We start from the raw sequence: 21,903 nt of genomic DNA, 5'->3' as shown, positions 1-21,903 counted from the left end.
AAACCTCACAAGTCTTAAAAAAGGTTTGCAAGGTTTAAAAATTGAAATAAGAGAGATTTTTTATATTATCCTAATGTTGGATCTGTTAAAATTACCTTTAAAGTTCCTCCTCTTCCTGATCTTTGAATATTACAAATTCTTTCTGTTTGAGCAGGTCCTGTTGGTAATACCGGACATGGTTTGCTACCTACTAATTGAATGCAATCAGTACAGTTTACAGGAAATACTCCTGGGTTACCTGAATTTTGCTGTAATTCTTTATTAAAAATTCTAGCAATAGGTGTTTTATTAGGGCCATAATTCCAACCACCATCCTTATCTACTTCCATAGCAATAAAACTATTTACGCCATTAACACAACTTATGTCAAATGCTTCAGCACAAGGTGTATTAGGGTTTAATGTAAATTCCGCGATACTAGTCCCTTCTTTTCCGTGGTTAAAGTCTGCTCCTTCAACTGGACATTGTGGTTCTATATAAAAACAAATATTTCCACTAAAACATTCTCCTTTCGGATCAAACTCTTGTGTTTCTCCTGCTCCTAACTCAAACTTTCCCATTAATTTATTTACGCTGGTTAAAAAACCAAAATCTGATACTCCAACAGGTGATGGACAACATTTATTGGCGCTATTGGAAGCGGCAAAAGTTACATAAACTTCTACTGGTTTTGGCGTTTGATTGGTAACAGATAACGTAGTGTAGTTTGTAGACATAATAAAATGTTTTTGGTTTTTTAAGGTTAATTTTTTAAAGCTCTTAATAGCTTTTTTGCAAAGTATCAACCTAATAACTTCCAATACAAAAAAAAGTCATTAGTGACCATTTTTAGGTGATAAGCGAATCATTTTGTATTAGGAAAAAGATTAACCTAACCAAATATTTACCTTTTTTAACTAGTTCTATTTTTCTAATTTAGGAAACTCAACAACTAACCTACTTATGAACGAAAATATAACTGCTTTAAATATTAAAGAAAAAGCATCTGCTTTACTTAAAGATTCTCTTAAACAGCCTGAGGTTGAAAGTATAATTAACGAAATACATTCTTATTTCCGAGAACTAATTCAACTTACTGGATTTGATCAGAATATGGAGCATCTTGCTGCTGTTAATACAGCTAAAGGAAAAGCTTTAGGGTTAAATCATGCTGCTCAATGTTTGTTAGATTATAAACGAACCGTGAAGTTTTTAAAAGCTATGGTAATGGCTATTAAAGAAAAACAACAAAAACACCCTGATAAAACTATTAATATTTTTTACGCGGGTTGTGGGCCATATGCTCCATTTGTTACTTTAATTGCTCCTCTTTTTTCTCCTAAAAAAATTCAATTTTCTTTACTAGAGATTAATGATAAATCTTTAGAATATGCTAAAAGTCTTATTAAAAAACTGGAGCTTACTAATTATGTAACAAATTACTATACTGCTGATGCTGTTACTTTTAAAATACCTGAACCTGAAAAGTATCATATACTGTTTAGTGAAACGTTGGATGCTTTGTTATATAGGGAGTGCTATGTTCCTATTTTATTCAACTTGCTTCCTCAACTACCAAAAGATACTATTGTAATTCCAGAAAATGTATTGATAAAAATGAGTTTAGCTACTGATCTTATTGCTGACACTAAGCATACATCTATTGAAGTTGATACCATTTTAAATGTTAGAGAGGCTATTTTATCAAACAAAAATGATATTATTCCTACTCAACTACCTGATAAAAAAGTAGCTGTAAATTCAATTAATATTGAGCAGTATAATTACTTAATATTGGATACACTGGTAAATCTTTACAACGATATTTGGTTAACAAGAAATGAGTCCTCGTTAACTTTACCTCTTGAAATGCATATAGAGCATCCTATTAACTTTGGTTCTATTGTGTTTACTTACCTCATGGATACCAATATTGAATTAAAATATAAGTTGGATGAATAATCTTTAGAATAAAAAAGCATAACCAATTTGGTTATGCTTTTATTTATTTCTGAAATTTTCTTTTGTTTATCCTTTTATAGGAACAGTAACGATAACGTTATCCCATCCGATATACATGTAGAATTCATCATCTTCTCCATCAAAAGCAATAGAAAAAGCTTGAATTGTTTCATCTGATTTAGAAGTAGGAGCAGTAACTCTAACTACATCTTCACTTTCACTATAAAAGTAAGATCCCCAAACATTCTTGGCTGTATTTAAAATAAGAGTCCATTCTTTTTCTCCAGGAATTGTAAATAGTGTATATGTTCCTGCTTTTACTTTTTTACCACCAAAGGTTACATCTTTATAAAATGTGATTTCAGCTGCTTCATTTGCTCCTGTTCTCCATACTTTTCCAATAGGAGCTAGTTTTGCTAAAGACCTTCCTTTTAATTGTGGGCGGCTATAAATAACTTTTACTTTCTTATCTGAAATTCTATAACTACTTGGGTAAGTAGCTGCATCCATTGGACTTTTATCTAAGCCTTCGAATTTTTGAGCTACTACTTCGTTTGAAAAAACTAACGTTACAGCAAATACGATAATTGATAAAATTGATTTTTTCATGTTCTTATTTTTAATTATTAACTGAGGATTTGTCACCAAATTTAAGAATCCTTACGTAAAATTTGCTCTTTTTTTAAAAACAATACTACTTTTAATCCTTAACAAAGCGGGAGCATATCTTCTTAAAAATTGTAATTCAAGTAAATAGCAGATCTGTATTTTACATCTATAGTTCCTTGTGCTAAATTTTGCTGTATGGGATACATCGCCAAGGCTCCTACTGTTATTTTTTTTGCATTATACTCAGCTCCTAAACTAGAAAACAACGCATATCCTTCTGTATTTTTCACTTTTAATCCGAGCGTTCTATTACTTGCAAAGAATTCTCCTGAAACCCCTACCGAAGGTACAAAGCTATTTTGCTTATTATCTTTAAACATATAAAAAAAGGTACTATTAAAGTTAAATTGATTTCCAAATCGATATTCTTCCTTATTTGTTGTTTTTATATAATAATTAAGATAGTTTGTAATTCCAAAGTTATTTCTCTTATATACATACTGAAGGTTGGTAATTACATCAGTACTCCCTGTTCCTAATTGAAAACTAGGGTTTATTGAATTATTAATTGCTTCATTATAAGTTCCTGTAGGCAACTTTAATCCTCCTCCTATTTTCAATATATGACTAGAAGAAATAACCTTGTCTTTTTCTTCTTTATAATTTCCTGTATTTTTATTTAAAACAGTATAGTTAATTAAAAAAGAAATATCTCCCAAACCTTCAATAGCTGTTGTTTTCTCCACATATTCTCTTGAATGAAAATGGAAAGGAACAAAAACTTGGGCTTCTAAATACTCTTTAATAATTGGAATTCTAGACCACACTTGTACTGTATTAAAATACTCATTTATAATTGGAGAGTTGTTAAAAATTCCGTCTTTAGACTGATATTTTTGATGTAAGTAACGTAATCCAATAAAATTATTATCTATAACTCCTCCCATTCCTAAACTACCTCCACTGTTACTACAACCACAAGCATCACAATCTAAAAACAGTTCGTAACGCTCAGGAAATGGGTTGCTTGCTTGTATTTGTACTGAAATTAATACTATTAATATTGGTATTACTCTACTCAGCAAATCTTTTATCTGTGATAAACTCTTCATCTGTTAATGTTTTTAAAAAGGCTATAATATCTTCCTTCTCTTGTTCGTTTAATGATATTCCTGTTGTTCCATCCTCTTTTTTAAGAATTGGATCTAAGTTTTGAGTTTCTTGAACTCCTGTTGCATAAAAATTTAATACTGATTTTAGTGACCCAAATCGACCATCATGCATATATGGAGCGGTAAGTTCAATATTTCTAAGGCTTGGTACTTTAAACTTGTATTTATCATCTTCTAATAAGGTTACAGTCATTCTACCCAAATCGTTTATTTCTGGATTAACTGGTAAACCATTGTTTCTAAAAGCATCATCTGTAAATAAATCTGAAGTATGGCAAGAAGCACATTTTGCCTTAAAAAGCTCTAAGCCTTTTTTCTCTTGTTCAGAAAACTCTCCTCCTTTTTCAACCCGAACATATTTATCATACTTTGAGTTTGCTGAGACCATCATTAACATAAATTGAGACATCGCCTTAAATGTATTATCAGCGTTAACCTGTCCATCCTCAAAAGCTTGACTAAATAATTTTCGATAAGCTGCGTCTTGTCGTAGTTTTTCCAAAATATTGGTTACGGTTTCATCCATTTCAACAGGATTTGTAATAGGTATTATTGGAAATACATCTAAATGAAAAGCTGCTCCATCCCATGAAAACTGTTTTTGGAATGCCATATTTTGGACTGGTGGTGCATTTCTAGTTCCTTCTCTATCTTCTACTCCATGACTTAATTGATGTCCATGGTGTGTAAACGCAAACTTTTGCTGATGACAAAAAGCACAAGAAACCACTCCGTCTGAAGAAAGTTTTCCTTCATAAAAAAGTTTCTTTCCTAATTCAAAACCTTTTTCAGTTATTGGGTTTGAACTTAAATTATAATGTGGCTCAGGAAAATTGCTTGGTTTTTCAAAAGCTAGTTCTACATTAGTATATACCTCTTCTTTTTTACAACTAAAGAAAGAGCATACTAACAATACAATCATTAATTTTTTCATTACGTAGGGTATTAGTAGCTAATTGAAAACAATTAGCCTATTACACTTAAAAAAAGTCTAAAGAATAGAGCTCTCACTCTATCCTTTAGATTTAATTATTATTAATGATGATTTGTATGGTGTACATGGTGAACCATAAACATCTCAGTATAATTCTCTGCTATTAAAGAAGCTTTATCTCCTCCCATAATAGTTGCTCCTTCTGAAAGTTTAATTTTAGATTTACCATCTAACATTGTATTAGCATCTACTTTAATATGTAATTGTGGTGATTGCTCATTGCTTACAATAGCAACATCCATAGGTAATGTTACCTCTTTGTATAAGTCAACTGTCGTTCCTCTACTTGCAATATGAAGCATAAAAGGATTATCCGTTGCATTTTCTTTATAATTTCCTTCTAAAACTACAAACTTATACCCTGCTTGCCAGCTCCAAGTTAAATTGTAGCTTTCTGCTAAAGTCCAAAAGTCTTGTTGTACTGCTTGTCCTTCTATAAATCGTTCTTGATCTACACCAATTCCGAATTTAATTTTTGTATACTTTCCAGCAGGCACATCTTTAAGTGATATTTGAATTTTCTTAGGTTTATCTCCTCCTCCTTCACTAATTATAAAGTAACTTTCTTCTTTAGGATATACAAATTCCTCACCTTCTTCTGTTACAAGTACAAAGTTACTTACGATATAATCGAAAGAATTTATTGTTAATGTTTCGTCGTTTCCATTGGTGTAAGTTGAAGTACCTAACAAAAGTTTGTCTTCAGCAAAACCATTATCAAACTCTATTACTACTTCATTTTTCCCTTCTAATTTATCATTAATTATTTCATTATCACTACAAGAAGTGAACGCTATAGCCAAAGCTATAAAAGCTAATATTTTTTTCATCTTTTAAATTTTATGTACTACAGTAATTCTTTAACAATGCTGAGCATCATTAAAGCTTTTACTTGTAATTTGTGTTTTTAATCTTGTTTTTATTTTACAATAGTCTACCATTTTGATTACGTTATTTGTAACCAATTAGTAGTAATTATAGCTAATTATGAAGATTAAATAATAGGAGGATGAAATACTTCTTGATTAAATAAGTAGTAATAATTTTTCTTATAAGAAAATGTTCCTTTCTCTTTTATAAACTGCTTTTCTTCTAAGTCTATGTTTAAGATAGAAACAAACCCAATAGGGTATTCTTCCATTGAAATTCGTAGTGATTTAAAATCGTCGTCTTGTTGTTTTTCAAGTTCCATCATTAACTGACACTTACCGTTACAGTTTAATTCTGGTTTATCTTTATTAATACATAAAACCTTTGATATATAATCATAATTTATTGCATACTCAACAAAAGGAGCTATTGGGCGCAACATGGCTATCATGTATAATGCAACAAAAAAATATATGCTTAGTTTCTTCAACAACAAAGAGGGCTTTTACTAGCGCAAAGATACTACTATCCCTACTGATAACCAACAATAAAATTTCACGTTTTTTGTTTTATTTTAATTTATTCTAAATAAAAAACTTATATTTGCACGGATTTTACGAAAAGATAATGATTGTTTTTTATACTGAAACCAAGAACGTTAGCTCTAAAACTTCTGTTAAGACATTACAGAAAACTACTACTTGTAGTTCTTCATGTGCAAGTAATTGTATTAAACCTAAAAGTAAATGCTGTAATAAGTATCAAAAGAAAGGAATTAATTGTAAAAGATGTCCTTTAACGTTTGATTTAAAAGCAGTCTCATAATTATAACGATTTCCCCCGTTTGTTTATATATCACAAACAAAAAGCCCTTAAAAGAAATTTCTTTTAAGGGCTTTTAATTTTATATACTATATTCTTTATGCTACTTTTAACAAAAAGTAATTTTTCTTACCTCTTTGTAATAACACATATTTATCTGCAATTAAATCTTTTGAAGTGATAACAAAGTCTTCACCCACTTTTTCCTTATTTACTGATATTGAGTTCTCTTTTAATGCTCTTCTTGCATCTCCATTTGATTTTAAGAAGCCTGTCTTAGCAGCTAAAGCAGCAATCATGTCTAATCCGTTATCAATGTCTTCTGAAGTAACCTCAGCTTGTGGTACCCCATCAAATACATCTAAAAAGGTTTGTTCATCTAAGTTTTTTAAATCCTCAGCTGTTGACTTTCCAAATAAAATATTTGAGGCAGCTATTGCTTTATCTAACTCTTCTTTAGAGTGTACGAAAATTGTTACTTCCTCAGCTAATTTCTTTTGTAAAACTCTTTGATGCGGAGCTTCTTTATGCTCAGCAATTAAAGCATCTATAGTATCTTTATCTAAAAATGTAAATATTTTAATATACTTTTCTGCGTCTTCATCCGAAGTATTTAACCAAAACTGGTAAAATTTGTAAACTGATGTTTTATCTGCATCTAACCAAACATTTCCTCCTTCTGATTTTCCAAATTTAGAACCATCAGCTTTTGTAATTAATGGGCACGTAGCTGCAAATGCTTTTGCATCTTCACCTGGTGTCATTCTACGAACTAGTTCTGTACCTGTGGTAATATTACCCCATTGGTCAGAACCTCCCATTTGTAATTTACAATTTAAGGTCTTATATAAGTGATAGAAGTCATACCCTTGAATTAATTGATACGTAAACTCTGTAAAGCTCATTCCGTTACCTGCTTCTCCTGTAATACGTTTTTTTACAGAATCTTTTGCCATCATGTAGTTTACAGTGATTCTCTTACCAACATCTCGTACAAATTCGATAAATGAAAAATCTTTCATCCAATCGTAATTGTTAACTAATAAAGGAGAGTTTTTAGCTCCGTTATCAAAATCTAAAAAGCGACCTAACGTTCTTTTTAAACCCGCAACATTTTTTGCTAAAGCTTCTTCATTTAATAAATTACGTTCATCTGATTTTCCTGTTGGATCACCGATCATACCAGTTGCCCCTCCTACTAAAGCGATTGGTTGATGCCCTGCTTTTTCAATATGAACTAGTAAAATAATTGGAACTAAACTACCAATGTGTAACGAATCTGCAGTTGGATCAAAACCAATATAAACCGATGTCATTTCTTTTTGAAGTTGTTCTTCGGTTCCTGGCATAATGTCGTGAATCATTCCACGCCATTGTAATTCTTCTACTAAATTCTTGGTCATTTTATTCTATTTTTAAAGAAGCAAAGATAAGTTTATCAACCAAAATAAACTAAATTCGCTTTATGATTTTAGTTACAGGAGGAACAGGTTTAGTAGGCTCACATTTATTATATCATTTAAGCCAAAAAAACGACAAGATTCGAGCTATTTTTAGAACTGGAAAAAAGCGTGAACATGTTAAAAAAATCTTTTCTTTTTATACCGATAATGTGCAACAGTCTTTTTCAAAAATTGAATGGGTACAAGCTGACATTACCGACACCCCTTCACTAGAGCCTTTATTTGATAACGTTACACAAGTTTACCATTGTGCTGCATTAGTTTCTTTTAATCCAAAGGATTATAGAAAAATGCGCCAAGTGAATATTGAAGGAACTGCTAACCTTATCAATTTTGCCATTGATGCAAATATTGATAAATTTTGTTTTGTAAGCTCTATCGCTTCTGTTGGTAATGCTATTAATGGTAAACCAATTAACGAAGAAAATGAATGGGTTGATAGTGATGAAAATCACGGATATGCAATTACCAAATATGGTGCTGAAATGGAAGTTTGGAGAGGTAGCCAAGAAGATTTAAATGTAGTAATTGTGAATCCTGGAGTAATTCTGGGTGGTGGCTTTTGGAATGAAGGTTCTGGGAAAATGTTTACCCAAATAAATAATGGCTTAACGTTTTACACAGAAGGCATTACTGGTTTTGTTGGAGTATATGATGTCGTAAAAGCAATGATAAACCTAATGGGTTCTGATATAAAAAATGAACGTTTTATTCTTGTTTCGGAAAACAAATCGTTAAAAGATGTTCTATTTAGTATTGCTGATAATCTGAATAAAAAAAGACCTTCAAAGAAAGTTGGAAAGCTGATTACTTCAATATTTTGGAGAGTGGATTGGCTTTTAACAAAACTTACAGGTAAAGAACCTTTGTTAACTAAAAACTCTGCTAAATCTGCACACAACAAATCGTTCTATACTTCTGAAAAAATTACAGAACAACTTGATTTTGAATTTGAGCCTATTAATGATGTAATTGCTAGAGTTTCTAAAGAGTTTAAAAAGTAAATTACTTAATCTTCTTTAAGTCTTTTTTTTCAAACTCTCTATCTTCTCTTTTTATTAACTCTTTAGGAACATCATCCAACAATAGTTCCTTATCTAAAACTGTATCTCTTTTTAGTTTGCCTCCCTTTTTAATTCCTTTTATAGAATCTTGAATTTCCTGCTTTTTTCTATATAAACTATCTAATAAATAAATATTTCTTTTTACTCTTTTTAAGATTTCTGCATACTCATCAACCTTAGAAGTGTAATATGTGTTACTAGCATCAAAACGAGTACTATCAATTCTATACTTTTCGTATACCAAAAACATATAGTTCTTTTCTCGTTTTAAAAATTTGTTTTTTTGATTTTTAGCAGAAGAGGCTATATACATATCAGTTAATAACGAAACCATAGAATCTTTCGGAATTAAGTTTTCAGGCTTTTTGTATATCGTATTACTAGTACACGACACCAAAAGCAAACCAATACATATGTAAAAAAAAGGCTTCATTTATCTGTTAAATAATAATCGTTTTCCTTTAATTTCTTCGTTAAAAACCCCCTCGTTATACATTAAGTTTCCGTTTACAAATGTATGTGTTATTTGATTTGAAAACTCAACTCCTTCAAACGGTGACCATCCACATTTATACAGTAAATTTTCTTTATCTACTGTCCATTTTTTATCAACGTCAACTAAAACTAAATCAGCATAAAAACCTTCTTTTATGAAACCTCTTTTTTCAATTTTGAAGATTTTTGCTGGGTTATGACTCATCTTCTCTACCGCTTTTTCAATTGGCAACACTCCTTCTTTCACCTTTTCTAAAACAGCTGTAACTGCATGTTGTACTAACGGTCCTCCACTAGGTGCTTTTGTATATACGTTATCCTTTTCTTCTAAAGTATGTGGTGCATGGTCAGTTGCAATGACATCAATTCTATCATCTAACAAGGCTTTCCATAAACCATCTTTATCTTTTTGTGTTTTCACAGCAGGATTCCACTTAATGTGTGTTCCTTTTTTATCATAATCAGCATCTGTAAACCATAAGTGATGTACACAAACTTCAGCAGTAATTTGCTTTTCTTCTAATGGAATATCATTTCTAAATAAATGCGTTTCTTTTTCTGTAGATAAGTGGAAAATATGTAAACGTGCACCTGTTTTCTTTGCTAATTCAATTGCTCTTGAAGAAGATAAATAACAAGCTTCTTCACTACGAATTAACGGGTGATATTTTACAGGAATATCATCTCCATATTTTGCTTTATACTCTTCTGTGTTTTTTCTAATAGTTGCTTCGTCTTCACAATGTACAGAGATTAACATTTTAGTTGAAGAAAATATTTTCTCTAGAACCTCTTCATTGTCTACCAACATGTTTCCTGTTGAAGAACCTAAAAACAACTTGATACCCGCAACATCTTTAGGGTTTGTTTTTAACAATTCTTCTAAATTATCATTCGTTCCACCAAACATAAACGAATAGTTTGCGTATGATGTTTTACTTGCAATATCAAACTTATCTGCTAATAATTCTTGAGTTGTGGCTTGAGGTACCGTATTCGGCATTTCTATAAACGACGTAATTCCTCCAGCAATTGCTGCCTTACTTTCTGTAGCAATATTAGCTTTATGTGTTAAACCTGGTTCACGAAAATGTACTTGGTCATCAATCATACCAGGAATTAAGAACTTTCCTTCCGCATCAACCATTAATACATCATCGGTAGGAATTATGTTTTCTCCTATCTCCTTAATAAATTCTCCTTCTATTAAAACATCGCCTTTAAAAACCTTGTTTTCGTTAACGATTTGTGCGTTTTTAATTAAATATGATTGCATGTTGTTATTTTGGTAATCCGTTAATTCTCATTTTTATCACACCGAAGACAGCTTCTTTAATGATTCCTTTGCTTAGCTTTGACTTCCCTAAGACTCTATCAGTAAAGATAACTGAAACCTCTTTAATGTTAAATTTATGCTTCCATGCCTTGTATTTCATTTCTATTTGAAATGCATAGCCTACAAACTTAACTTTATCTAACTTGATTGTTTCTAGCACTTTTCTTTTATAGCATACAAACCCTGCAGTAGTATCATGAATAGGCATTCTGGTAATTAGTCGTACATACTTTGATGCAAAATATGATAAAAGGACTCTGCTCATTGGCCAGTTAACTACATTAACCCCCACCGAATACCTTGACCCAATAGCTACATCTGCTCCTTCATTAGCACATTCATTATACAGTCGAATTAAATCGTTAGGGTTATGTGAAAAATCGGCATCCATTTCTATGATATAATCATATTTATTAAAAATTGCCCATTTAAATCCATGAATGTATGCAGTACCTAAACCGCTTTTTCCTTCTCTTTTTTCAATAAAAAGCTGACTTGGAAACTCTTCTTGTAAGTTTTCTACGATTGTTGCTGTTCCGTCAGGAGAATTATCATCAACGACCAATACATGAAATACCTTTTCTTGACTAAAAGTTGCTCGAATAATAGCTTCGATGTTTTCTTTCTCGTTATAAGTAGGAATTATGACTAAAGCGTCTGACTTCATGTAATTTTCATATAAATCTGGGCAAAGATACACTTATTTATTACTAATTTTGTGTTAATTAAAAAAGTATAAAAGCAATTGCAAGCAGTAGAACGAATTACAAACAATGATAGTTGGATTACTTTAGTTATCGTATTGGCTATTGTACTATTGGCTATGATGAAATCTTTAAAGCCTACCAAATTATACGGATATACTATTGCTTTTATAACTCCAGGTTTTTTTCATAAAAGAACAGAAGAAGGAGCTTCTTTTTTTACCCCTTTTAAATTACTCTTATTTTCTTTTTCATCAATTGTTATTTCTCTGTTTTTATTCTTGACTTTAGTATCGGAGATATACTCTCATAGCTTTTTAGCTTTTATAGGATTACTTCTATTTGTCATTCTGTATTTCTCACTACGTTTCTTAATAGATTACGCATTAGCAAACACTTTAGGTTTATCATCAATTGTAAATTACTTTTTACACACGAAATCAGGATATTTGTATGTTCTTAGTATATGGTTACTCCCTTTTATCATACTATACCAATACACATTTACCAACAAACTTTTTTTAATCTATTCTTTCGGTATCTTGCTTATTTTTAGGGCCTTTTTAATTTTAACAAATAATAAAAAGCTTGTAATTAGCAAGTTGTTTTATTTTATTTTGTACTTTTGCACCCTTGAAATAGCACCGCTATTAATTCTTTATAAAACAACAACTACGTAATAAAGAGAAAGTTTATGAAAGTTAAAACTATTTTAGTCTCTCAACCTAAACCGAAAACAGAAACATCGCCATATTTTGATTTGGCAGAAAAGCAAAAGGTGAAGGTTGACTTTCGATCGTTTATTCATGTCGAGGGAATTCCTGTTAAAGAGGTAAGAGCTCAAAAAGTTGATTTAAACAATTACACAGCAATAATACTTACTAGTAGAAATGCTGTTGATCATTTTTTTAGAATTGCTGAAGAAATGCGCTTTACAGTTCCTGATGATATGAAATACTTCTGTCAGTCTGAAGCTGTAGCATACTATTTACAAAAATACGTTGTATATCGTAAACGTAAAATTTATGTTGGTAGTAGAACATTTCCAGAGTTAACTAAATTAATTAAGAAACATAAAGATGAAAAGTTTTTACTTCCTTCTTCGGATAAGTTAAAACCTTTAATCCCTGCTGAACTAGATAAGTTGGGTGTAGATTGGAAGCGAGCAGATTTATATCGTACTGTTGTAAGTGATTTATCTGATTTAGAAGATGTTTTTTATGATATTTTAGTATTCTTTAGCCCATCAGGAATTGATAGTTTATTTAAAAACTTCCCTGATTTCAAACAAAACAATACTCGAATAGCCGTGTTTGGTAATACTACCATCAAAGCTGTTGAAGATAGAGGTTTACGTGTAGATATTGCTGCACCAACACCTGAAACACCTTCAATGACAATGGCTTTAGAAAAATATATTAAAGAAGCTAACAAGAAGTAGTTCGCTTGTTTTTAATAACTTAAACAGCCATCAAAGATACTTTGATGGCTGTTTAATTTTATACATGTAAGTTTAATTTAATTCTACCGTCAAAGGAGTCATACTTAAATTAAACTTATGACTTTTTTACTACTTTTTTTAGCTGCCTGCTTTCTTGCCTACAGTAATGGAGCTAATGATAATTTTAAAGGTGTTGCCACCCTATTTGGGTCTGGAACAACCAATTATAAAAAAGCTATCAATTGGGCTACCTTAACTACCTTTTCTGGTTCTGTAGCAGCAATTTTTTTGGCAGATGAATTAGTAAAAAACTTCTCAGGAAAGGGTTTAGTTCCTAATGATTTAATTCAAACACCAATATTTGCCATAGCCATCGCTATGGGGGCAGCTATCACAGTATTTTTAGCGACAAAAATAGGAATGCCTATTTCTACTACACATAGTTTAGTTGGAGCTTTATTTGGCACAGGAATTATAGCTGTAGGGAATACTTTTAATTTTAAATTACTGACTAGCACTTTTCTTTTTCCTTTAATTGTTAGTCCTTTAATAGCTACCATTTTAAGCTTAATCGTTTATCTTATTTTTAAGTTTATACGAAAACAAATTCCAAGCTTAAACAAAAATAACCCAACTTTATTTAGCTTTTCTTCTGTAAGAATCTTAAATAGTTTACATTATTTAAGTTCGGGTGTTGTTAGTTTTGCTAGAGGATTAAATGATACTCCGAAGATTGTAGGTTTGTTAATTATTGCCAATAGCATTGACATAAAGTGGAGTATGATATTAATTGCAGTAACTATGGCTTTGGGTGGATTGTTAAACGCAAAAAATGTAGGTGAAACTATGAGTAAAAAAATTACTAAAATGAATTCTGGCCAAGGGTTTACTGCTAATATTGTTACTGGACTACTTGTAACTACTGCCAGCGTACATGGCTTACCTGTTTCCACTACACATGTATCAGTTGGCTCTCTATTTGGTATTGGAACAGTTACCAAAAAAGCTAATTACAAAGTGATTACTAACATTTTACTATCATGGATACTTACTTTACCTATAGCCGCTATTATAAGCGCAGGAATTTTTAAAATCTTAGAAATAATTTAACTAATTTATATTTTGTAATTGCTACTTTTAGATTCTTTATGGATAAGTACATAGACATTATAAAAAACTCATATACTGGTTACTGGAATTACATTAAGCAGTCAGTACTTATGGAGTTAAACTGGGAGAATTACTTTTATGGTTTAATCATAATTTCTCTTGTTGTTTGGGCATTAGAAATTATATTTCCTTGGCGTAAAAACCAACCTTTATTTCGTAAAGATTTTTGGCTGGATACTTTTTACATGTTTTTCAATTTCTTTTTATTAAATCTTATAGTCCTTATTGCTTTATCAAACACAGCAGAGCAGTTATTTAATGATATCCTTGGTCTAGTTGGTTTATCAGTTGCTAGTTTTCAATTGTTTGATATTAATACATTTCCCTATTGGGCAAGAATCACCGTATTTTTTATCATTATTGATTTTGTACAGTGGTTCACACATACTTTACTCCACAGATATGAATTTTTATGGAACTTTCACAAAGTACATCATTCCGTAAAACAAATGGGGTTTGCAGCACACCTTCGTTATCACTGGATGGAACCTGTGGTATACAACTCTATGAAATACATTCCGCTAGCTATTATGGGCGGATTCACAGCACAAGACGTTGCTATTGTTCACTTTTTCAACATTACTATTGGACACTTAAATCATGCCAATATTAATTGGGATTATGGTTGGTTAAAGTATATTTTAAATAATCCTAGAATGCATATTTGGCATCATGCTAAAGAGCTTCCACCAGAAAGAAGAATGGGTGTTAACTTTGGTATTACACTAAGTATATGGGACTACATTTTTAAAACCAACTACATTCCTTACAATGGACGTGATATTGAGTTAGGTTTTGACGGAGATGAAAAATTCCCAAAAGACTTCATCCATCAAGAACTCTATCCTATAGGAAAGAAATAATGTTTTAAGTCTTTTTTAACCTATTACTTCATACTTTCAACAAGCTATTTTACTACCAATTTGTATCTTTAGCTTTTTAAAAACAAACAAATGAAGTACATAAAAATTCTATTCTTATTTATTGTCGTTCAAGTTACTGCACAACAAGGTGGCATGTGGATTCCTTCGCTTTTAGAAGGAATGAACGAACAAGAAATGACTTCTTTAGGAAGTAAACTTACCGCAAAAGACATTTATGATGTAAACAATTCTAGTTTAAAAGATGCTATTGGGCATTTTAATGGAGGTTGTACTAGTGAAGTAATTTCTCCTGAAGGATTAATTTTAACCAATCACCACTGTGGTTTCGGACAAATTCAATCACACTCATCTTTAGAGAACGATTATTTAAAAGATGGTTTTTGGGCTATGAGTAAAAAAGAAGAATTACCTAACAAAGGTTTATATGTTGAGTTTATTGTTCGTATTGATGATGTGACTACCAAAGCTTTAAATGGAGTTAACAACGCAATGACTGAACGTGAAAAACAATCAACCATTGATAAAAACATCAACGAAATTACTAAATCAGCAAAAAAAGAGACTTGGCAAAATATTAAGGTGAAGCCTTTTTATAAAGGAAACCAATATTTCTTATTTGTTACTGAAAAATTTGAAGATGTTCGTTTAGTTGGGGCACCACCAAGCAGTATAGGTAAGTTTGGTAGTGATACCGATAACTGGGTTTTTCCACGTCATACAGGAGATTTTTCATTATTTAGAATTTATGCTGATAAAAACAATCGTCCTGCTAAATACAGTAAAAACAACGTTCCTTACAAGCCAAAACACTTTTTACCTGTTTCTTTAGACGGAATTGAAGAAGGTGATTTTACTATGGTTTTTGGTTTCCCAGGTCGTACTAATGAGTATTTACCAGCCGTTGCTATTAAGCATATTACACAAGAGTTTAACCCAAGTAACATTGCTATTAGAGAAGCTGCATTAAAAGAAATTGATGCACAAATGAAAGTAAGTGACGCTGTTCGTATTAAATATGCTTCAAAACAAGCACGTATTGCAAATGCTTGGAAAAAATGGATTGGTGAAAATTTAGGAATTAAAAAGAGTAATGCTATTGCAGAGCGTCAAGCTTTTGAAGCTACATTCAAAAAAGCACTAAAAGAAAAAAAACTAGAAAATACCTACGGAAATATTCTTCCTGAGTTTGAAAAATTGTATGCCGATTTTGCTGATATCAATATTAAAAGAAGAAATTTTATTGAAGTTTTCTTGGTTACTAACGAGTTAATGCAAATGACTTTTAGAGCGTATCAATTAGAACAAGTAGCCTTAAATAAACCTGAAAAGTTTGAAGATGCAAAAACTTCATTAATCAATAGAATTAAAGGAATTCATAAAAACTTTGATGTAAATGTAGATAAAGGTGTGTTTAAAAATGTGATGCCTTTATACAACCCTACTAATGTAGATGCTTCTATTTACGACAAAACAAGTTTTATTGATTTAGACAAAGCTTTACAATTATTAGAAGGTGATGCTAAAAAGGTGGTTAAAAACTTAAACAAGGATGCTGCTTACCAATATGCAAAACCTATGATTGAAGAGTTTTATACTAAAATCAATTCTGAGTTTCAGCAAAAAAACCAACCAATTACAGCGTTACAAAAAACATACATGAAAGCATTAATGGAAGCGTTACCAAATGCGCGCTATTTTCCAGATGCTAACAGTACATTACGTGTTACTTATGGTCAAGTTCGTGGTTATTCACCAAGAGATGCCGTATACTATAATCCAGTAAGTTATTTAGACGGTGTTATTGAAAAGTATGTTCCTGGTGATTATGAATTCGATGTTCCTCAAAAGTTGCGTGATTTATACTACGCTAAAGACTTTGGACAATACACTGATAAAAACGGGAAAGTGCCTGTTTGCTTCTTAGGAACTAACCATACCACAGGTGGTAACTCAGGAAGTCCTGCAATTGATGCTCATGGAAACTTGATTGGTTTAAACTTTGACCGTGTTTGGGAAGGAACGATGAGTGACATGAATTACGATCCAGAAATTTGTAGAAATATTATGGTAGATGTTCGTTATGTATTATTTATTGTTGATAAATACGCAGGAGCAAAGCATTTAATTGAAGAAATGAAGTTAGTACACCCTAAGAAAAAATAAACTATTTTTCTACATAAGAATAATTTAAAAAGCGAGGTTTGTATTTTACAACCTCGTTTTTATACAAATAAACAAACCTTGGAGATTGGACTCTTGGCTATCGCCATGTGATTAAAAATATTGACCTATCCCAAATACAAATCCTTTTGATGCATTCTTTGTAAGTCCATGTCCATAATCAATTCTAAAAACTGCATTGAATATTTTTTTATTGATAAAACGCAAACCAATACCAGAATACATTCTAACATTATCACTATTTACAAAATCGCTTAACGCTCCTCCAGGCTTTCGCCAAGTTCCAACATCAATAAAGACATTCCCTTGCAAAACAAACCATTTTTTTTCATACAAAGTATAACGATACTCTGTATTTAAAACAATGCTTCCTGTACCTCTATCAACTAAAATACCAACGCCTCTTAAATTCAAATTATTATCTAAAGCGAATGGAGCAAATGGAGTATCATCATTAGATGACAAACCAACTCGTAATCTATTTGCCCAATTTCCTTTATTACCTAGTCTTTTAAAGTAAAATAAGTCATTCCAAAAAATTAAAAAGTCATTTTGATATTTATTCTCCGATGTTACATATTGTCCATGAAACTCATTTTTAACCCCGTTGATGTATTGATAATTATAATCTAAATTATCAAAAGTGTAAATTAGCTTTAATAACTTTTTATCAACATTAAGCTCAGTCGGAACCTCTGATGAAGTGCTTCCGTTTAAATAGTTATACTTTTCTTTAAAAAAGTTAACTCCAAATTGTAACTGATTTTTAAAATCGTGTTGATATAAAGCTAAAGCCTCGTAAGAGATATTCTGATACTTATAATTAGCTGATTCATTCTCAAAATACAATGGCTCTTCACTTGTCCAGTTTTGATGATTTAATGCTAGACCCCATTTTGCTGAAAACAACGTAGGAGCTCTAAAATTAACTCCGTAAGAATCAAATCCGTTATATTGATAAAATCCACCTAAAACAATATTCCTTCCTAAAAAATTATACTCACCAACTCCAATTCTGTAAGCCAGCTTTTGGTTAATTGTCTTGTGAAAGTTGATTTCAGGAATTATTGTAAAGTTCTCTTCTACTGTTACAACAACATTACATTTATTATCAGAACATGATGCTTTAAAATATGCGTTCGAAACTGCTGGTAAGCGCTTTAAGCGAGTCATATTATTCTTCAGTACAATTGAATCAAGTACATTATTTTCTTTTGAACTCAATATCCTCCTTAAAACATGTTTTTTAGTTTTTTTGGCTCCTAAAAAAGTGATTTTTTCTATTCTTCTTTCTTGTGAATAGCTGTTTACAGACAACCAAAACACTCCAAAAATTATTGTTTTTAGAAGAAATAAGTGTTGTTTATCATACTTCTTACCTACTACTTTCATACATCTTTTTTATAGTCAATTCTGCTGGTTTGTTTTGTGGTGTAAACCGATTGTTATCTTGACCTCCTACTTCTTTATGATTATGAAACCATTTCCAAACAAAACCACCCGCAAACCAATCTTCTTTCCAAAACTGATTATACAGAGCTTGTAATGCTTTTTGTTGATTTTCTAAATTTACATCTCCTTCAATTCTTCCCGAGTCCCATGGTTCTTTCCCTGTAAAATTTACACTTCTATACCCGTACTCAGTAAATAAAACAGGTTTATTAAACTTACTTTGAACCTGAATAACTTCATTTTTGTGCGGTTGCCATCCTCTTTCTAAATCATATATACTTGGAGATTTCTGATCACTTAATGGAAAGTAAGCATCAATCCCTACAAAATCTAAATCTTTCCAAAAACTTACTCGCTTAAACTCATCCCAGTTTGCTGCATAAGTCAATTTCCCTGAATATACTTTTCTGATTTTTTTTATGAGTTTTTGCCAATACTGAGGTCGGTTTTTCACAAACTGCTCCAATTCTGTACCAATACAAAAAATTTCTGCATTTATTTCTTCAGCCACTTCTGCAAAAACAAGAATAAAACTCTCATAAGACTCCTCTAACTCCTTCCATTTAGCTTCAGAATTCATTTTTATAGCTCCTGTATAAACACCATTCCAAACCCAAATTTGTGGTTTCAACATAATCTTTATCTTACTTCGTTGAAACTCTCTAGCATATTGTTTTACGCCTTCTTTTGTTTCCCCAAACCATTGATTTTTGGAATTGTAAATTACTTTAGGAGATGATAAATTTTTAACAAAACCAAAAGGCATTAGTGTAACATAATTTGCTGATACCTTTTTTACATCATCAATATGTTGGTTTGTTATTTCTTTTGAAGAAGCAACAAAACTAATTCCGTTTATCTTTTTTGACTGACTCGTACAAGAGCTACAAAAAATGATTAAACTTAATAAAAAGAGTTTTAGAGTTTTCATTACTTCTCTAATTTACTATTTTTAAAATAATGCTCGGATTCCTAAATTAAAACTTTGTCCTAAGCCATTGTTTGTTCCTCTAACAAAATTACTATACAATACTTCTAAGTTTAAAGTCTTAGTGATTTGATATTTTCCTCCTAAACCTAAAGCTGTATAATCTTGTGTAAAATCTCCAAACCTTTGTGAATGCTGTGTAAAAGCCAAAACTGTAGACTTTTCATTTGGAAAATAACTAAAGAAGATTCCTGGAGCTAATAAAAAAGTATTGTTGGCAAAACTATCCTCTTCCCCAAAATTATACTCTGTATTTAACTCTGTAAACAACTGCCATTTTCCATTAGAAAAAGTATAATCATAAAAGAATCGATTTTGAAAAGTCCAAGCTGTTTGATCCAAAAACACACCATTTTCTGTTTCATTGCTAACTAAAGGAATATGTACTGCTGATTGAACTGAAAAATTTCCTACATTTTTTAATGGTTGGAACTTAATAGCTGGTGCAAATGATGTAATTCCTTTTCTCTCTGTATTTGGATTATCTTTTAGACTAAATACTGATAATGCTTGGCGATCGCCAATTGTATTAGAACGAAACTCAATGATTGCTCCTATATTAATACGGTTGTTTTCCGAAATTCCTGTAAAAGCTTCTAATGTTGAAGTAAAGTAGTTTTCTCTTAGCTTTGATTTACTTTTACCATCGGCATCAGCAAATTTTGTTTCTGTATACAAGTTATTAAACCACTTAATATCCCATTGTCCATTGTTTAAAAGTTTAGATGGTGTATACGTTTGAATGTTTGATTTTTCTACTTTATCTTCTTGAGCATTTGAAATTTGTACTACCAAAAAGAATAAAATTGAAAAGCTTATTAATTGTCGTTTCATATGATAAATTTTATATAAATCATAGGTCGCCTTAAAAAAACTCCACTTACAAAACCTCTTTATTTAAAATCATTCTAAATTTAATTCCTTTATTAAGTTCTTAACTTTAGCAACGACCTAAACTGCAAATCAACATTTATGGAGCACGTTGTTATTATTGGTAATGGAATTTCTGGGGTTACAGCCGCAAGGCATATCAGAAAATTATCAGATAAAAAAATCACCATTATTTCTTCTGAAACTGATGAGTTCTTTTCAAGAACCGCTTTAATGTATGTGTACATGGGACACATGAAATTTGAACATACACAACCTTATGAATCTTGGTTTTGGAAAAAAAACAATATCGATCTCAAAAAAGGTTTTATTTCAAAAATACATTCATCAAAAAAAGAAGTAGAGTTTAGTACTGGGGAGAAATTGTCTTACGATAAATTAATTATTGCCACCGGTTCAAAACCTAACAAATTTGGCTGGCCTGGTCAAGATTTAAAAGGTGTTATGGGAATGTATCATAAACAAGATTTAGAGGCTCTTGAAAAATACGCTCCAAATAATGATGTCTGTAAAAGAGCTGTAATTGTTGGTGGAGGTTTAATTGGTATTGAACTTGCCGAAATGCTTCATAGCAGAAATATTCCTGTTACCTTTTTAGTTCGTGAAGATAGTTTCTGGGATAAAGTATTGCCTTTGGAAGAATCTGCCATGATAAATCGTGAAATTATAGAAAATCATATCGATTTACGATTAGGCGTAAACTTGAAGGAGATAAAATCAGATGAAAACGGACAAGTTGAATCTGTAATTATTGAAGAAACCGGTGAAGAAATACCTTGTAATGTTGTTGGTTTAACTGCTGGTGTTTCTCCTAATATTAACTTTTTAAAAGATTCTGAAATTGAACTTGGCAGAGGTGTTAAAGTCAATCGTTTTTTAGAAACCAACATCAAAGATGTGTATGCTATAGGTGATTGTGCAGAACAACACGAAGCAATTGGTTTACGTCGTCCTATTGAAGCTGTTTGGTATACTGGTAGAATGATGGGGGAAACTGTTGCGCAAACTATTTGTGGCAACCGAATTGAATACAAACCAGGTCATTGGTTTAACTCTGCAAAATTTATTGATATTGAATACCAAACCTATGGTTGGGTATGGCCGCAACCTAAAGAAAATGAAGCTCATTTTTACTGGGAACATAAAAGTGGTAAAAAATGTATCCGACTTAACTATGATAAAAACACGCAAAAATTTCTTGGTATAAATACATTAGGTATACGTATGCGTCATGAATTTTTTGACAAGGCTTTGAATGAAAAGCAATCTGTAAACTATGTTTTAGAGCATTTAGCAGATGCCAACTTCGACCCTGAATTTTACAAACTTCATGAGTCTGAAATTGTAGCAAAATTCAACAAAGAAAACAACACCAATATTCAATTAAAAAAGAAAAGCTGGAAAAGAATTTTCAGTAGAGTTTAAA

At 31.2% G+C, this 21,903-nt stretch carries 21 protein-coding genes; 8 read left to right on the top strand and 13 right to left on the bottom strand.

Annotated elements, in window-relative coordinates:
- Nucleotides 1–65 precede the first annotated feature (65 nt).
- Nucleotides 66–716, bottom strand: coding sequence for a hypothetical protein (locus tag VBY68_RS14595; protein WP_141554032.1), 651 nt, complete (start codon nucleotides 714–716; stop codon nucleotides 66–68).
- A 226-nt stretch (nucleotides 717–942) separates the two neighbouring features.
- On the opposite strand from VBY68_RS14595, the gene VBY68_RS14590 reads away from it, so the two are divergent.
- The gene (locus tag VBY68_RS14590; protein WP_415270136.1) at nucleotides 943–1,941 is read left to right on the top strand and encodes an SAM-dependent methyltransferase; all 999 of its coding nucleotides are present in this window, start codon (nucleotides 943–945) and stop codon (nucleotides 1,939–1,941) included.
- A 66-nt stretch (nucleotides 1,942–2,007) separates the two neighbouring features.
- Here the strand turns inward: VBY68_RS14590 and VBY68_RS14585 are convergent, their stop codons facing one another.
- The 6 genes from VBY68_RS14585 to tyrS all read right to left on the bottom strand — a co-directional run bounded on the left by VBY68_RS14585 (nucleotide 2,008) and on the right by tyrS (nucleotide 7,811).
- Nucleotides 2,008–2,550 (bottom strand): DUF2911 domain-containing protein, encoded by a 543-nt coding sequence (locus tag VBY68_RS14585; protein WP_099215219.1) that lies wholly within the window; start codon nucleotides 2,548–2,550, stop codon nucleotides 2,008–2,010.
- A gap of 122 nt (nucleotides 2,551–2,672) precedes the next feature.
- Nucleotides 2,673–3,662, bottom strand: a complete 990-nt coding sequence (locus VBY68_RS14580; protein ID WP_415270135.1) for a transporter — start codon at nucleotides 3,660–3,662, stop codon at nucleotides 2,673–2,675.
- Entirely contained in the window at nucleotides 3,625–4,656 is a 1,032-nt protein-coding gene (locus VBY68_RS14575) for a cytochrome-c peroxidase (protein ID WP_121146324.1), read from the bottom strand. Before VBY68_RS14575 ends, VBY68_RS14580 begins: the two co-directional genes overlap by 38 nt.
- Before the next feature lie 101 nt (nucleotides 4,657–4,757).
- The gene (locus tag VBY68_RS14570; protein WP_121146325.1) at nucleotides 4,758–5,546 is read right to left on the bottom strand and encodes an MbnP family protein; all 789 of its coding nucleotides are present in this window, start codon (nucleotides 5,544–5,546) and stop codon (nucleotides 4,758–4,760) included.
- 164 nt (nucleotides 5,547–5,710) lie between these two features.
- A complete protein-coding gene (locus VBY68_RS14565; protein WP_147431701.1) occupies nucleotides 5,711–6,076 on the bottom strand; it encodes a hypothetical protein in 366 nt (121 codons plus the stop codon).
- Between the two features lie 430 nt (nucleotides 6,077–6,506).
- Nucleotides 6,507–7,811, bottom strand: coding sequence for a tyrosine--tRNA ligase (tyrS, locus tag VBY68_RS14560; RefSeq protein ID WP_121146326.1), 1,305 nt, complete (start codon nucleotides 7,809–7,811; stop codon nucleotides 6,507–6,509).
- Nucleotides 7,812–7,873: 62 nt separating this feature from the next.
- On the opposite strand from tyrS, the gene VBY68_RS14555 reads away from it, so the two are divergent.
- A complete protein-coding gene (locus VBY68_RS14555) occupies nucleotides 7,874–8,875 on the top strand; it encodes an SDR family oxidoreductase (protein WP_415270134.1) in 1,002 nt (333 codons plus the stop codon).
- Between the two features lies 1 nt (nucleotide 8,876).
- On the opposite strand, the gene VBY68_RS14550 is transcribed toward VBY68_RS14555, so the two are convergent.
- From VBY68_RS14550 to VBY68_RS14540, 3 genes are read right to left on the bottom strand one after another with little or no spacing between them, the layout of a single operon-like run.
- Nucleotides 8,877–9,368, bottom strand: a complete 492-nt coding sequence (locus tag VBY68_RS14550; protein WP_415270133.1) for a DUF4296 domain-containing protein — start codon at nucleotides 9,366–9,368, stop codon at nucleotides 8,877–8,879.
- Nucleotides 9,369–10,706, bottom strand: a complete 1,338-nt coding sequence (locus tag VBY68_RS14545; protein ID WP_415270132.1) for a dihydroorotase — start codon at nucleotides 10,704–10,706, stop codon at nucleotides 9,369–9,371.
- Nucleotides 10,707–10,710: 4 nt separating this feature from the next.
- Nucleotides 10,711–11,433 (bottom strand): polyprenol monophosphomannose synthase, encoded by a 723-nt coding sequence (locus tag VBY68_RS14540; RefSeq protein ID WP_273694942.1) that lies wholly within the window; start codon nucleotides 11,431–11,433, stop codon nucleotides 10,711–10,713.
- Between the two features lie 78 nt (nucleotides 11,434–11,511).
- On the opposite strand from VBY68_RS14540, the gene VBY68_RS14535 reads away from it, so the two are divergent.
- The 5 genes from VBY68_RS14535 (at nucleotide 11,512) to VBY68_RS14515 (ending at nucleotide 17,128) form a co-directional block, all read left to right on the top strand.
- A complete protein-coding gene (locus VBY68_RS14535; protein WP_124587659.1) occupies nucleotides 11,512–12,150 on the top strand; it encodes a DUF4271 domain-containing protein in 639 nt (212 codons plus the stop codon).
- 14 nt (nucleotides 12,151–12,164) lie between these two features.
- Entirely contained in the window at nucleotides 12,165–12,911 is a 747-nt protein-coding gene (locus VBY68_RS14530; protein ID WP_099214760.1) for a uroporphyrinogen-III synthase, read from the top strand.
- Between the two features lie 117 nt (nucleotides 12,912–13,028).
- Nucleotides 13,029–14,021 (top strand): inorganic phosphate transporter, encoded by a 993-nt coding sequence (locus VBY68_RS14525; protein ID WP_415270131.1) that lies wholly within the window; start codon nucleotides 13,029–13,031, stop codon nucleotides 14,019–14,021.
- Nucleotides 14,022–14,059: 38 nt separating this feature from the next.
- The gene (locus VBY68_RS14520; RefSeq protein WP_121146331.1) at nucleotides 14,060–14,944 is read left to right on the top strand and encodes a sterol desaturase family protein; all 885 of its coding nucleotides are present in this window, start codon (nucleotides 14,060–14,062) and stop codon (nucleotides 14,942–14,944) included.
- A 90-nt stretch (nucleotides 14,945–15,034) separates the two neighbouring features.
- Nucleotides 15,035–17,128: a S46 family peptidase gene (locus tag VBY68_RS14515; RefSeq protein WP_415270130.1), complete on the top strand. Its 2,094-nt coding sequence runs from the start codon at nucleotides 15,035–15,037 to the stop codon at nucleotides 17,126–17,128.
- Nucleotides 17,129–17,239: 111 nt separating this feature from the next.
- Here the strand turns inward: VBY68_RS14515 and VBY68_RS14510 are convergent, their stop codons facing one another.
- From VBY68_RS14510 to VBY68_RS14500, 3 genes are read right to left on the bottom strand one after another with little or no spacing between them, the layout of a single operon-like run.
- Nucleotides 17,240–18,538: a POTRA domain-containing protein gene (locus VBY68_RS14510; protein WP_415270129.1), complete on the bottom strand. Its 1,299-nt coding sequence runs from the start codon at nucleotides 18,536–18,538 to the stop codon at nucleotides 17,240–17,242.
- Nucleotides 18,522–19,529 (bottom strand): glycoside hydrolase family 113, encoded by a 1,008-nt coding sequence (locus tag VBY68_RS14505; RefSeq protein WP_415270128.1) that lies wholly within the window; start codon nucleotides 19,527–19,529, stop codon nucleotides 18,522–18,524. The genes VBY68_RS14510 and VBY68_RS14505 overlap by 17 nt, the downstream gene beginning before the upstream one ends.
- Before the next feature lie 21 nt (nucleotides 19,530–19,550).
- Complete coding sequence (locus tag VBY68_RS14500) at nucleotides 19,551–20,420, bottom strand: transporter (protein ID WP_415270127.1); 870 nt, start codon at nucleotides 20,418–20,420, stop codon at nucleotides 19,551–19,553.
- Between the two features lie 138 nt (nucleotides 20,421–20,558).
- Here VBY68_RS14500 and VBY68_RS14495 point away from each other — a divergent pair, with 138 nt between their 5' ends.
- Nucleotides 20,559–21,902 carry an NAD(P)/FAD-dependent oxidoreductase gene (locus tag VBY68_RS14495; RefSeq protein ID WP_415270126.1) on the top strand — a complete coding sequence of 448 codons (1,344 nt, stop codon included), beginning with the start codon at nucleotides 20,559–20,561 and terminating at the stop codon, nucleotides 21,900–21,902.
- Nucleotide 21,903: the final 1 nt, after the last annotated feature.

Origin of the sequence: Tenacibaculum ascidiaceicola (assembly GCF_047470925.1) — a bacterium.
GTDB classification, from domain to species: Bacteria; Bacteroidota; Bacteroidia; order Flavobacteriales; family Flavobacteriaceae; genus Polaribacter; species Polaribacter discolor.
Note: the sequence above shows the minus strand (reverse complement) of the source record. Positions and strands in the feature narration are given on the sequence as shown.